Origin of the sequence: Ruegeria marisflavi, assembly GCF_025673445.1 — a bacterium.
In the GTDB taxonomy this organism is placed as follows: domain Bacteria; phylum Pseudomonadota; class Alphaproteobacteria; order Rhodobacterales; family Rhodobacteraceae; genus Ruegeria_B; species Ruegeria_B marisflavi.
In genome coordinates this window covers 197,358-209,853 of the sequence record NZ_JAOVQN010000001.1, presented here as the reverse complement: position 1 = coordinate 209,853, position 12,496 = coordinate 197,358, and the positions used below count along the sequence as shown (strand labels likewise).

Annotated in this window: 12 protein-coding genes; 7 read left to right on the top strand and 5 right to left on the bottom strand. The window is 61.4% G+C overall.

Features of this window, described 5'->3' with window-relative positions; translation table 11 throughout:
- Window positions 1-33: 33 nt before the first annotated feature.
- The 5 genes from yaaA to OEZ49_RS01000 all read right to left on the bottom strand — a co-directional run bounded on the left by yaaA (window position 34) and on the right by OEZ49_RS01000 (window position 5,942).
- On the bottom strand, window positions 34-804 hold the full coding sequence (gene yaaA, locus OEZ49_RS01020) for a peroxide stress protein YaaA (protein WP_263386583.1): 771 nt from the start codon (window positions 802-804) through the stop codon (window positions 34-36).
- A 33-nt stretch (window positions 805-837) separates the two neighbouring features.
- Window positions 838-2,877 (bottom strand): DNA helicase RecQ, encoded by a 2,040-nt coding sequence (recQ, locus tag OEZ49_RS01015; RefSeq protein WP_263386582.1) that lies wholly within the window; start codon window positions 2,875-2,877, stop codon window positions 838-840.
- Window positions 2,878-3,407: 530 nt separating this feature from the next.
- Window positions 3,408-4,172 (bottom strand): VOC family protein, encoded by a 765-nt coding sequence (locus tag OEZ49_RS01010; RefSeq protein ID WP_263386740.1) that lies wholly within the window; start codon window positions 4,170-4,172, stop codon window positions 3,408-3,410.
- Window positions 4,173-4,179: 7 nt separating this feature from the next.
- Complete coding sequence (rsgA, locus tag OEZ49_RS01005; RefSeq protein ID WP_263386581.1) at window positions 4,180-5,262, bottom strand: ribosome small subunit-dependent GTPase A; 1,083 nt, start codon at window positions 5,260-5,262, stop codon at window positions 4,180-4,182.
- Between the two features lie 392 nt (window positions 5,263-5,654).
- Window positions 5,655-5,942: a YggT family protein gene (locus tag OEZ49_RS01000; RefSeq protein WP_263386580.1), complete on the bottom strand. Its 288-nt coding sequence runs from the start codon at window positions 5,940-5,942 to the stop codon at window positions 5,655-5,657.
- A 128-nt stretch (window positions 5,943-6,070) separates the two neighbouring features.
- On the opposite strand from OEZ49_RS01000, the gene OEZ49_RS00995 reads away from it, so the two are divergent.
- The 7 genes from OEZ49_RS00995 to OEZ49_RS00965 all read left to right on the top strand — a co-directional run bounded on the left by OEZ49_RS00995 (window position 6,071) and on the right by OEZ49_RS00965 (window position 12,440).
- On the top strand, window positions 6,071-7,435 hold the full coding sequence (locus OEZ49_RS00995) for an MFS transporter (protein ID WP_263386579.1): 1,365 nt from the start codon (window positions 6,071-6,073) through the stop codon (window positions 7,433-7,435).
- A 29-nt stretch (window positions 7,436-7,464) separates the two neighbouring features.
- Window positions 7,465-8,316, top strand: coding sequence for a penicillin-insensitive murein endopeptidase (gene mepA / locus OEZ49_RS00990; protein ID WP_263386739.1), 852 nt, complete (start codon window positions 7,465-7,467; stop codon window positions 8,314-8,316).
- Window positions 8,317-8,327: 11 nt separating this feature from the next.
- A complete protein-coding gene (locus tag OEZ49_RS00985) occupies window positions 8,328-9,176 on the top strand; it encodes an esterase-like activity of phytase family protein (protein WP_317853154.1) in 849 nt (282 codons plus the stop codon).
- Between the two features lie 92 nt (window positions 9,177-9,268).
- The gene (locus OEZ49_RS00980) at window positions 9,269-9,919 is read left to right on the top strand and encodes a queuosine precursor transporter (RefSeq protein ID WP_263386577.1); all 651 of its coding nucleotides are present in this window, start codon (window positions 9,269-9,271) and stop codon (window positions 9,917-9,919) included.
- A 257-nt stretch (window positions 9,920-10,176) separates the two neighbouring features.
- The gene (gene arfB / locus OEZ49_RS00975; protein WP_263386576.1) at window positions 10,177-10,596 is read left to right on the top strand and encodes an alternative ribosome rescue aminoacyl-tRNA hydrolase ArfB; all 420 of its coding nucleotides are present in this window, start codon (window positions 10,177-10,179) and stop codon (window positions 10,594-10,596) included.
- A 56-nt stretch (window positions 10,597-10,652) separates the two neighbouring features.
- A complete protein-coding gene (locus OEZ49_RS00970) occupies window positions 10,653-11,399 on the top strand; it encodes an SDR family oxidoreductase (RefSeq protein ID WP_263386575.1) in 747 nt (248 codons plus the stop codon).
- 24 nt (window positions 11,400-11,423) lie between these two features.
- Window positions 11,424-12,440, top strand: coding sequence for a P1 family peptidase (locus OEZ49_RS00965; RefSeq protein ID WP_263386574.1), 1,017 nt, complete (start codon window positions 11,424-11,426; stop codon window positions 12,438-12,440).
- Window positions 12,441-12,496 lie beyond the last annotated feature (56 nt).

Below are 12,496 nucleotides of genomic sequence, written 5' to 3'. Positions count from 1 at the left end.
CTGCCCGGCGCCGCGCAAGAGGTCGAGAGGAAATCAGCCCTGATAGGGGCGCAGGAATACCGGTTTGTAGCGTTCGGACAAGTCAGCGTTGTACTGGTATCCGCCGCTGTCGAACTCGCTCAGCGCCTGTGGATCGGTCAGGCGGCGTTGCACGATATAGCGGGCCATCGCCCCGCGCGCCTTCTTGGCGTAAAAGCTGACGATCTTCGGCGCGCCGCCCTTGTCCTCCATGAACACCGGCGTGATCACCCGCAGTTTCAGCACCTTGGGATCCACGGCGCCGAAATATTCCTGACTGGCGCAGTTGACCAGTACATCGGTGCCGATCTCTTCGGCCTGCGCGTTCAGCGTCTTGGACAGCTGGTCGCCCCAATAGTCATAGAGAGAGGTCCCCCGCCGCGTCTTCAACCGGCTGCCCATTTCCAGCCGATAGGCCTGGATCGCATCCAGCGGACGCAACAGGCCGTAAAGTCCCGACAGGATGCGCAGGTGCTGCTGCGCCCAGTCCATCTCTTCAGGGTCGAGCGAGGCCGCCTCGAACCCCTGATAGGTGTCCCCGGCAAAGGCCAACGCGGCAGGGCGGGTCACATCCGCACCGGGCGCATCGGCGAAATCGCGGAACCGGTCGCGGTTGAGCCGGGCCAGATCATCGCTCAGCCCCATCAGTTTCTTGAGATCGCCGAGCGTCAGGTTGCGCGCGGTCTTGGCCAGCCGCACCGCATCGTCCTGAAAGGCGGGTTCAGTCGCCGCAATGTCACGTTCCGCCCAATCCAGCCGCTTGGCCGGAGAGATCACCACCAGCATGTCCTGCCCCCTCGTCCCTGATTTTGGACGTATCTAGGTCGTCTGGCCCAGCACGTCCAGAAAGGCCTCACCAAATCGTTCCCAGCGTCGATCACCCAACAGCGTTTCCAGCCCGCGCCGGTCGTCGGGCCGCATCTGTGCCACCTTGGCCAGTTGCGCCGCCGAACAGCTGAGCGGCTTGTCGATCCCGTCAGGGCCGCGCGCCAGATCGGCCTGTACCGCCAGAAGCCGGTCATAGATGTTGCCGGTCTGCCGTCCGGCCAGCTTGCGGCGGGCAGGATGCAGCTCTTCGGCTGCACCGCTCACCACCTCCAGGAACAGGGCGCCGTACCGCTCCAGCTTCTTGGCGCCGATGCCGCCAATGCAAGCCATCTGGTCCAGCGTCGCGGGGCGCTTTTCGGCGATCTCGATCAGGGTGCGGTCGGGAAAGATCACATAGGCCGGGACCCGCGCCGCCTCGGCCAGTGCACGGCGTTTGGCCTTGAGCGCTGACAGCAGCGGTGCGTCCTCGTCATTGACCATCGCCTTGACCGCCGGGCGCCGCGCCGCCTTGCTCACCGTATCCTTGCGCAGCTCGATCCCCGTCTCGCCGCGCAGGATCGGCAGCGCCGCCTCGGTCATCCGCAGCGCGCCATGGCGTTCGGGATCGGGACGCACCAAATCCCGGCCCATCATCTGGCGAAAGATCGCCTGCCATTGGGCGCGGTTCCATTCGGTGCCGACGCCATAGGTGGGCAGCTGGTCATGGCGGCGTTCGCGGATCTTGTCAGTCTGGTTGCCCAGCAGGATGTCGATCAGATGGGTCGCGCCGAACCATTCCTCGGTCCGCAGCATTGCCGACAACGCCATGCGCACCGCGGTGGTGCCGTCAAATCGCTCTGCCGGGCTGTCACACAGATCGCATTTGCCACAGCTGACCTCGGTCTCGCCAAAGTAACCCAGCAGGGTCTGGCGGCGGCAGGTCATCGCCTCGGCCAGACCCAGAAGCGCGTTCAGCCGGGCATGGTCGGCGGCGCGGCGCTCGGGCGGGGCCAGCCCCTCGTCGATCTGGCTACGGCGCAGGCGGATATCGTCGGGACCGAACAGGGTCAGTGTCTCGGCTGGCCCACTGTCACGGCCAGCACGGCCGATCTCCTGGTAATAAGCCTCGATGGATTTCGGCAGATCGGCATGGGCGACCCATCGGATATCGGGCTTGTCGATGCCCATGCCAAAGGCCACTGTCGCCACAACGATCAGCCCGTCCTCGCGGGCAAAGCGGGTCTCGACGATGCGGCGGTCCTCGGCCTCCATGCCGCCGTGATAGTGACAGGCGCTGTGGCCGTCCTCGCGCAGGGCCTGCGCCAGCGTTTCGGTCTTGGCGCGGGTGCCGCAATAGACGATGCCCGACTGGCCGCGCCGGGCGCCCGCGAAATCCAGAATCTGGCGGCGCGGGCTGTCCTTGGCGGCAAAGGCGAGATGGATATTGGGCCGGTCGAACCCGCGCAGAAAGCTGCGCGGTTCCTCGCCGTCGAACAGTTTCGCGACGATCTCGGCCTGGGTCTCGGCATCCGCCGTGGCGGTAAAGGCGGCCAGCGGCACGCCCAGCGCGCGGCGCAGCTCGCCGATGCGCAGGTAGTCCGGGCGGAAATCATGGCCCCATTGGCTGACGCAATGGGCCTCGTCCACCGCGATCAGGCTGACCCCGATCCGCCGCAGCATCCCCATCGCCGCGCCCGAGGCGAGCCGTTCGGGCGCAATGTAAAGCAATTTCAGCCGACCCGCCTCCAGCGCCTGCCAGACCGCCTCGGTCTCCTCAGAAGTATTGCCTGAGGTCAGCGCCCCCGCCTCGACGCCCGCCTCCTGCAAGCCGCGTACCTGGTCGCGCATCAAGGCGATCAGCGGCGAGATCACCACCGTCACCCCCTCGCGCATCAGTGCCGGCAGTTGGAAACACAGCGATTTGCCCCCCCCCGTCGGCATGATCGCCAGCACGTTCTCGCCCTCGGCCACGGCCCGCGCGATCTCCTCCTGCCCGGGGCGGAAGGCGTCGAATCCAAACACATCTCGCAACAGCGGTGCGGCGTCGAACATCTGGGGGTGGCCTGTCCTGATTTTGCGCTCTGCCCTTTGGCGCCACCTTACACGTGCGGGAGCGCCGGAAACAATAGTACTGGCGCCGGTCTTCTTCTGTTCGATAACAACTGCCGTGTTGTTTTGACCAAGCTATTTTCAGCAGAGCAGCCATTTGTCTTTGGCGCGGCGGATTCAACGAGAGAACCCATTTTTTTCCGGATGCTGCGATCCGAATGAAAGTCCGGTATGGTGGAGCGGTCAAAAAACGTGACAAAATCAACCCGAGTCTTGCCAAGGGATTGTTGCACAAGATTTTTCAGCAATTTCGGGGATTGGGCATCTGGTGACACAAACGACCGTTTTGACCGAAACTTTGTTGACCCTCACAAGTTGAAGATGTCATGTACGAATGTCTCGCGGGTCGGCTTCGGGTCCTCGTGAAACGACGCCTGTGTGTCGACTTTTTTCAACGGAATCAGTCCTGAGTCACGGAGCTACAGGGCGGACAGATGTCCGCTCTGTAGCTCCTGTGGAGAATTGGCGAGCTGCTAGAAATTGTTTGTCTGCTTGGCGCCGAGAGTAAACCGTGCGCCGTCTGGATCACACAGGATGGGGTTATGGGCTTGAACGGATTCATTCACCTCTACAGAAGCCGGACGCGCCCCTTTGGTTTCAGCAGCACGGGACGCATCAGAGGTTGAAGAAGCCTTGATGCACGGGATCCAAGCTGCGTTTGAACCGGGTCGCCAAGTCGCGGCATGTTGGATTGCAACAAGATCACCCCAAGGCCCGAGGAGAGTGACCCGATCCTTGTCCCGCTCGGGAGAAACCTGCCATCCGAAGAGTTCGACGTAGAACGCCTGCGGAAAGTCATTCCCGTTACTGACATACACTTCAGGACCGAACTGCCGCTGCGGCACAGGGAAGCTGTGCCGGGACAGCGAAATCCCCACCAGAGCACCAAGCGGATCGCGGACAAGTGCGTTGCGCCCGACACCCGGCACCTCGAACGGCTCCCGAACGACCTTGCCTCCGAGCGTGTCGACGCGCTTGGCCGCCGCATCCACGTCGGGGACCTCGATATAAGCGATCCAGCCATTTTCCTGCTCCAGAGGCGTCTCGACCAACCCTGCGCCTGCTTCGTCACCGGATAGGGCAAGAACAATATCCTTCTCACCGCCACCCCAGGCAAAATCCGATGCCCGCTCGACTTCATACGTCCAGTTGGCGACGTGCTGGTAGAACGCCATCGAACACGCCCTGTCCGATGTGAAAAGGTCATGCCATACGATCCGACCCGCTTTCGACTGCATCATCGCCTTACCTCCTGACATCTTTGAGCTTTTTGATACCGCGAACCATCTTGCCAAACGCCTTGTCGCGCGACCTGCGTTCCGCAAGGCTCGCGGAATTGAACGCGTCTTCAGCCATGAGCTTGCGCCATCTACCAAGCCGACCTGCATCGAGAGCGCCCTCGTCAATCGCCTTCAGAACGGCGCATCCCGGCTCGGTCTCGTGCTGGCAGTCCTTGAACCGACACCGCGCGGCCAGCCTCTGAACATCGGAAAAGAGATCATTGATCCCCTCCGCCGCATCGGTGAGCTGCAATTCCCGCATGCCCGGAGTATCCAGGATCAGGCAGCCATTGGGCATCGCATGAAGCTCGCGCCGCGTCGTCGTATGCCGACCCTTTGCGTCGTCCTCGCGAATGGTCTGGGTTGCAATGGACTGGCTCTCGAGCAACGCATTGGCCAACGTCGATTTACCGACACCAGATGAGCCGAGGAACGCCACGGTCTTGCCCGGCTTGCACCAGCGGGTCAGTTCCGTCCGGGGCGCGTCTCCGCGGGCGTCAAGTGCGACCACGTCGATCATGTCAGATACCGCGCGGGCCGCGTCGATGTAGCTTTGCGGGTTCGTCACCAGATCGGTCTTGGTGACGACGATGACGGGCGTCATCCGTGCTTCCAACGCCAGGGCGGCATAGCGTTCCAGCCGGGCCACCTTGAAGTCCTGATTACAGGAGGTGACGATAAAGGCCGTATCAATGTTCGCCGCGATCAGTTGTTCCTGCCGGTCGGTTCCGGGCGCGCGCCGCTTGATGAGACTCGTGCGCTCGAGAACCCGACTGGATCGCGGGCGCGAAGAATCCAGCATGAGCCAGTCCCCGACAGTTAAATCGGCTCTGGGCGGAAGTGTCGTATCGATGCCGTCACCAAGGGCGTGCAGCCCATTGCGATGCACTTCGACAACGCGCACAGGAGGGGTTGCCGACAATTCCTCTATGCTGATCTGCTGGGCGAAAAACGGTTGCCATCCCAGTGCCTGAAGAGGGCTGAGGTCGGCGTGTGTTCCGGCGTCGGAGGCGCGACGCGGAAGGAAGTCAGAGTAATCCCTTATCACGGGGTGTCACTTTCATGTCTCTGGCCCAGGTTAGACTTGGGCGCTGATGGTAGGAAATGAGCCTGCACACCAAACGTGTCCGTCAGCTATAAAGTGACGGTGTTGCTTCAGATGTTGGATGTGCTCCGGGAGGCGCGCCACCTCCCTTCCTTACCGGGACATGAAATCTCCATTTCAGACGCTGTTCATATAGGATGAACACGCGCACAAGACAACAGTTGACGGCTGATTTGGGGCCCTTCTTCAGTTATCGTGGCGGCCATTCGGCCGGAAAAAGGGTAGTCAGCTCTGCCCCGCAACCTCACACTATGTCCACGGCGCAGCAAAGGTCGTTAGTCGCTAAGGGGTGAATTGGCCGTCAGGCCAAGAGGGGGCAGCGCCCCCGGACCCGCTCAATAGAACAGTGCCGCGTTGTTGATCAGCACGATGCGCAGCGCCATGATCGCCAGCAGCACCACCAGCGGGGTCAGATCGAGCCCGCCCATCGGCGGCAATATCCGGCGGATCGGGCCATAGATCGGCTCCAGCACCCGGTTCAGCCCGTACCAGATCTGCGCCACCAGTTGCTGGCGCATGTTCAGCACCTGGAAATTGATCAGCCAGCTCATGATCACATGCGCCAGGATAAAGAACCAGACCACATCAAGGATCAGCATCAGGATTTGAAACAGCGACTGCATGGGCCCTCCTTGTTCGCCGACCGACATGAGACCTAAGAGCAGCAAGCAAAAGACGCAAGTCCCAAGGAAAAGCTTGCCTAACCGCCAGAGCGCCCGCCATAACCGAGAAAAGAGGCAGGGGGACGGAAATGGCAACGATTTCGGCGCGCAAGCGGATCTGGGGCTGGTACTTCTTTGATTGGGCCAGCCAACCTTACCATACGCTGCTGGTCACGTTCGTTTTCAGCCCGTTTTTCGCCGCGGTTGCAGCCGATTTCTTTATGGATCAGGGCATGGAGACCGAGGCCGCCAAAGCGCAGGCGCAGGTGATCTGGTCGCAATGCCTGATGATCACCGGTTTGATCATCGGGTTCGGCGCACCATTCCTCGGTGCGATGGCGGATATTTCGGGGCGACGGATGACCTGGATCACCCTGTTTTGCGGCATGTATGTCGTGGGCGCTTGGGGATTGTGGTACATGGATCCCGCAGGCGGCAATCTGTGGTGGATGATGGTAAGTTTCGGCTTTGGCTTCATCGGCGCCGAATATGCACTGATCTTCATCAACGCCCAGTTGCCATCGCTTGGGACAAAGGAGGAAGTGGGCAAGATTTCGGGCTCGGGCTTTGCCTTTGGTTATCTCGGCGGTGTCGTTGCGTTGTTTATTATGCTCTTGCTGTTCGTCGAACAGGCAAATGGCAAGACGCTAATAGGTCTAGATCCGATCTTGGGCCTGGATGCCGGTATGCGCGAAGGCACACGCTCAGTAGGCCCATTCACCGCGGTGTGGTTTGTTATCTTCATGATCCCCTATTTTCTTTGGGTGCGAGAACCCCATGGCAACAGGCGCCGCGGTAGGCTTGCCGAAGCCGTGGCGGTGGTCGTGAAATCCGTCAGAAACCTGAGAAACCGTGGTAGCCTCGCCAGCTATCTCGCATCGTCCATGTTCTATCGCGATGCGCTCAATGGCCTGTATGGGTTCGGCGGCGTCTATGCACGGCTGGTGCTCGGGTGGGAAATCACGATGATCGGCGTCTTCGGGATCATTGCGGCGATTTCGTCCGCTCTTTTCAGTTGGTTTGGCGGTCTGGCCGACCACAAATTCGGCCCGAAGCCGGTGATCGTAACTTCGATCCTGATACTAATCCTTGTCTGCGCGACAATCGTTGGAATGGACCGGAACCAGATCTATGGCATTGCGCTTGCTGATGGGTCAAAACTGCCCGATTTCGTCTTTTTCTTTTGCGGTGTCCTAATTGGCGGCTTCGGCGGTATCCTGCAAGCGGCCAGCCGGTCGATGATGGTGCGCCATACCGATCCCAAAACTCCGACCGAAAGCTTCGGTCTCTACGGTCTATCGGGCCGGGCCACCGCCTTTCTTGCGCCTGCATTGATCGGGGCGGCCACGGCGGCGACCGGGTCTGCGCGCTTGGGGGTTTCACCGGTTGTCGGCTTGTTTATTCTGGGGTTGATCCTGTTGATTTGGGTGCATCCTAAAGGGGACCAGAAATAGTGTTTTTTCAAATCATTGCCGTTTTTCTTCTGACGCTGAGCCCGATTCTAGGTGTTTCACAGGCCCATGCTGAACCCTTGGCCAAGGAGTTGTTCGGGGCGCAAAAGACCGCCTCTCGGCAAAAACCCGCCGCCTATGGCAGCTATGCCAAGGGCTGTGCAGCTGGGTTAGAGCAGTTGCCTGAGACCGGACCGACCTGGCAGGCGATGCGGCTCAGCCGCAACCGCAACTGGGGTCACCCCGAAACGATTAACTTCATCAAAGACCTCAGCGGCTTTGCCGCTGGTCAGCGGGGCTGGAGCGGGCTCTATATCGGGGATATCAGCCAGCCTCGCGGTGGCCCGATGCTGACCGGACATCGCAGCCACCAACTGGGGCTGGATATCGACATCTGGATGCTGCCGGCCAACAATCTGCGTCTGACAGGATCGCATCGCGAAAAGATCTCTTCGGTCTCGCTGCGCCGGGCCGAGGGCGCCTATGTCAATTCGAACTGGACCGCGCAGCATCACGCCATCATCCGCGAAGCCGCCCGCGACAAGCGGGTGGCGCGGATCTTTGTCTTTCCGGGCGCCAAGGTCTGGATGTGCAACAACGAAAAAGGAAACCGCGCCTATCTGCGCAAGATCCGGCCATGGTGGGGGCATCACTATCATTTCCATGTCCGGCTGAATTGTCCCAAAGGATCGTCTGGCTGTGCCGATCAGGACGCGCCCCCCAAGGGTGACGGCTGTGCCGAAGCACAGGAATGGGTAAACAACATTTTGAACCCACCACCGCCCAAACCACGTGATCCAAACGCCCCGCCGCCCAAGAAACGCCGCGAATACGTTCTGTCCGATCTGCCCAAGCAATGCGCCTCGGTCTTACGCTCGCAATAGGAGCCGCCCTGTTGTTGTCCCTACTGCCTGCCCGGGCGATCGACCGGGACAAGGCCGAGTACCTGGACAGCTTCACTTGGAGCGGAACTGAACCCTGGTTTGGTGGTTTCTCGGCGATCGAAGTCGGTGCCGATGGTATGTCTGTGACGGTGCTCTCCGACCGCGCCACGATCTTGACAGCCCGGATCATCCGCGACGGTGACCGGATTTCAAGTGTTGTGCCGGGCGAGGCTCACAAAGTCAGATCGAGCCGTAACAAGGTGCTCAAGGGGCGAGTGGGAGACAGTGAAGGGCTGGTCGTCGCGCCCGACGGTTCGTTCTATATATCCTTCGAGGGCGTCGCGCGCATCGCTCGTTACCGCCAGCTTGGCGGACTGGCCGAGGTGCTGCCCCGCCCAAAAGCTTTTGATCATATGGCTAGGAACGGAGCGTTCGAGGCATTGGCCATGGATGCGAGGGGGTGGCTCTACACCATGCCAGAAAGCAGCCGGGACGCAGATGGCACCATCCCGGTCTATCGCTGGGATGGCCGGGTCTGGGACACTGTATTCCATCTCGATCAGGTCGGAGGTTTCCTGCCCGTCGCCGCCGACTTTGGCCCGGACGGTCTCCTTTATGTTCTGGAAAGGAAAGCCGGAACGCTTGGCTTTCGCTCGCGCCTGCGGCGCTGGACGGTGACGGAACGGGGCGCCAGCAACGAGGAAATCCTGTTTCAGAGCGGCACAGGCCGCCATGACAATCTTGAAGGCTTGTCCGTCTGGCGCGACGCGCAGGGTAAGCTGCGCGCCACCATGATCTCGGACGACAATTTCCTGTTCCTGCAACGCACAGAGATCGTCGAATACCGGCTGCCGGATTGACTCGGGCCGCGTGCGCAGGCTAAAGGCCGCGCTTGCCCGCGCACCAAAGCGGGCCAAGTCGCCGCACCCTTGCCAAAACGGACTCTGAATACATGACCCGCAAACATCTTCCCGGCATTCTTGCCATGGCCGCTATCGTTGTGGCCTCGAACATCCTCGTCCAGTTCCTGATCCTCGATGGTCTGCTGACTTGGGGGGCGTTTACCTATCCTTTTGCGTTTCTGGTCACCGACGTGATGAACCGGGTCTATGGGGCAGAGGCCGCTCGCCGCGTGGTGTTCGCCGGATTTATCACCGGCGTTGTCTGTTCGCTGATCGGCAGCCAGATCATGTTGCAGGGTGACGGATACACCTATACCGCTGTGCCGCTGCGCATCGCGGTCGCCTCGGGCACCGCGTTCCTGATTGCGCAACTGACGGATGTGGCGGTGTTCAACCGGCTGCGCGACGGCGGCTGGTGGCGCGCACCGCTGGTCTCTACCCTGATTGGATCGGCGCTTGATACAGCCCTGTTCTTTACCATCGCCTTTTCGGCCAGCATCGCCGTTTTCGGCCCGGAAGCCGATGCCGCGATCAATTGGGCGTGGGAAGCGGTGCCCTTCATGAACCGCGGTGCGCCCGCGCCGTTGTGGATGACTCTCGCCTTTGCCGACTGGCTGGTCAAACTGTCGCTGGCGCTGATTGCGCTGGTGCCGTTTCGCCTGATCGTACAACGCTTGCTGCCAACCCGTGGCACCGCCTGAAAAAAACGTTTGGAGCAAATCACTTCCTGTGGCACGCTGAAGGTGAGTTCAACAGCAAAGCAAAGGAGGTGGTCCAGTGTCGAGAAAGGGATTGGAGAGAGGTGTCGGAACCTAGGGCAGGCGCCGGTCAAGGCAGTCCTTGGCGGTGATCCGCCCCGGTCGAGCTTATTGGCCCACTGGCACAGCTTCCTGAACTTTCGAAAGGCCGCCCCACGGGCGGCCTTTTTCATGCGCCGCCGCACGGTTATTGTCGCGCCATGTTGTACGTTACCGACGATATCGCCATCAACGATTGGGAACTGAGCGAAAGCTTCATCCGTGCCTCGGGGCCGGGTGGACAGAATGTCAACAAGGTCTCGACAGCCGTTGAACTCCGGTTCGAGGCGGCGCGCTCTCCCTCGCTGCCTGAACCGGTCAAGGCACGGCTGAAACGGATTGCCGGTCGGCGCTGGACCAACGAAGGCGCAATCTTGCTGCAATGTGACGAAACCCGTAGCCAGGCGCGAAACAGAGAGATCGTCCGCGAACGGCTTGTCGAACTCATCGTGCGCGCCCTGTTCGTTCCCAAACGCCGCATCGCCACGAAGCCGACCAAAGGGTCGATCCGTCGGCGCCTGGATGTCAAGAAAGCCCGGGGCGAAGTCAAGTCACTGCGCGGCAAGGTGGGTGACGAATAGGCTGGCATCGCCTTGATCCGGTGCTAGGGTAACGCCAGCGGAGAGGGAGCAAGCACATGAGACTGAACGGAAAGACCGCTATCGTCACCGGCGGCGCGCAGGGCTTTGGCGCGGGCATAGTGGCCAAGTTCGTATCCGAAGGCGCCCAGGTGATGGTGGCCGACATCAACATGGATCAAGCGCAGAAAACGGCGGCCGAAATGGATGGCGACTCCTTTGCCCACCAGGTCGACGTGTCCGATGGCAACTCGGTCGATGCGATGGCGGCGGCGGCTTTGCGGCGCTTCGGACATGTGGACATTCTGGTCAACAACGCAGGCGTCACACACCTGCCGTCGCCTATGGAAGATGTCAGCGAGGCGGATTTCGACAGGGTTTTCCGGGTCAACATGAAGTCGGTCTTTCTGACCGCGCGCGCGCTTGTTCCGCATATGAAGGATCGCGGCAAGGGCGCGATCCTGAACGTTGCCTCCACCGCCGGTGTTTCACCGCGCCCCAGGCTGAACTGGTACAATGCCTCAAAGGGCTGGATGATCACCGCGACCAGAACGATGGCGGTCGAGCTTGCTCCGTCAGGCGTGCGCGTCAACGCGTTGAATCCGGTTGCTGGCGAAACGCCCCTGCTCAAATCCTTCATGGGCGAGGACACCCCGGAAATGCGTGCCAAATTTCTGGCGACGATCCCGCTCGGGCGATTTTCGACACCGCAGGACATGGGCAACGCCGCCTGTTTCCTTTGCTCGGACGAGGCCAGCATGATCACCGGCGTCGCCATGGAAGTCGACGGCGGCCGCTGTATCTGAGTCTTTGGAAAGGACCTGCAAACCATGATTCCAGGCGCTCGCAACCTGATCACCGACGTGCCCGGCCTAAAGGTCGGCAACGCCGAGGACGAAGCCCTGAAATCCGGCGCGACCGTCCTGACGGCGGACCGGCCTTTCATGGCCTCGGTCCATGTGATGGGCGGCGCACCGGGGACGCGCGAGACCGATCTGCTCGCTCCGGACAAATCGGTGGCGCGCGTGGACGCATTGGTTTTGTCGGGCGGTTCTGCCTATGGCCTGGATGCCTGTTCGGGCGTCTCGGATGCCCTGCGGGCCGAAGGGCGCGGTTTTCGCGTCGGTGATGCGGTGATCCCGATCGTACCAGGGGCCATCATCTTTGACTTGCTGAATGGCGGACAAAAGGACTGGACCGAAAACCCCTATCGCGCCCTTGGGCGGGCCGCATACCACGCCGCCGCAGAAGACTTCTCGCTAGGCACCGCTGGGGCAGGAACCGGAGCGCTGACGGCAATGCTGAAAGGGGGGCTTGGCTCCGCCTCTCTGGTCTTGCCGGATGGCACAACGGTGGGGGCGCTGGTCGCGGCCAACCCGATGGGCAGCGTCACGACCCCCGGCGATAGGCATTTCTGGGCCGCGCCGTTCGAGATAGACGGTGAATTCGGCGGGCTTGGCCCCGACACCAACATGGGCCTGGGCCGCCAGTTGGAAAGCCGCAAGGTTGAGGCCATGCGCAGCCGCACCGAAGAGCGCGCCAACACCACAATTGCCGTCGTCGCAACCGATGCCGACCTGAGCAAGGCGCAGTGTCAGCGCGTGGCAATCGCGGCGCATGACGGCATCGCACGGGCCACCGTCCCCGCCCATTCCCCCGGTGACGGCGATCTGGTCTTCTCTCTTTCGACCGGTGACCGCCCGATGAATGCCCCCGAGCGCGATCTTACCCTTATAGGGCACGCGGCGGCGGTATGCCTGTCGCGGGCGATTGCCCGCGCCGTCTATCTGGCGCGTCCCGCAGCCGGAGATCTGTTACCGTGCTGGCATTCCAGGCGAACCGGGTAAAAGGCCCGTGATCAGGTGCGACACAGTGCCTGAATAAGACATTCGGACAGTTGACT

What these genes read in the sequence shown, in the direction of transcription:
- OEZ49_RS00980 (WP_263386577.1), top strand. Translation starts at nt 9,269, where the DNA reads ATGACCCGCAAACATCTTCCCGGCATTCTTGCCATGGCCGCTATCGTT.
- OEZ49_RS01010 (WP_263386740.1), bottom strand. Translation starts at nt 4,172, where the DNA reads ATGCAGTCGAAAGCGGGTCGGATCGTATGGCATGACCTTTTCACATCG.
- OEZ49_RS01000 (WP_263386580.1), bottom strand. Translation starts at nt 5,942, where the DNA reads ATGCAGTCGCTGTTTCAAATCCTGATGCTGATCCTTGATGTGGTCTGG.
- OEZ49_RS00995 (WP_263386579.1), top strand. Translation starts at nt 6,071, where the DNA reads ATGGCAACGATTTCGGCGCGCAAGCGGATCTGGGGCTGGTACTTCTTT.
- OEZ49_RS00965 (WP_263386574.1), top strand. Translation starts at nt 11,424, where the DNA reads ATGATTCCAGGCGCTCGCAACCTGATCACCGACGTGCCCGGCCTAAAG.
- recQ (WP_263386582.1), bottom strand. Translation starts at nt 2,877, where the DNA reads ATGTTCGACGCCGCACCGCTGTTGCGAGATGTGTTTGGATTCGACGCC.
- yaaA (WP_263386583.1), bottom strand. Translation starts at nt 804, where the DNA reads ATGCTGGTGGTGATCTCTCCGGCCAAGCGGCTGGATTGGGCGGAACGT.
- arfB (WP_263386576.1), top strand. Translation starts at nt 10,177, where the DNA reads ATGTTGTACGTTACCGACGATATCGCCATCAACGATTGGGAACTGAGC.
- OEZ49_RS00970 (WP_263386575.1), top strand. Translation starts at nt 10,653, where the DNA reads ATGAGACTGAACGGAAAGACCGCTATCGTCACCGGCGGCGCGCAGGGC.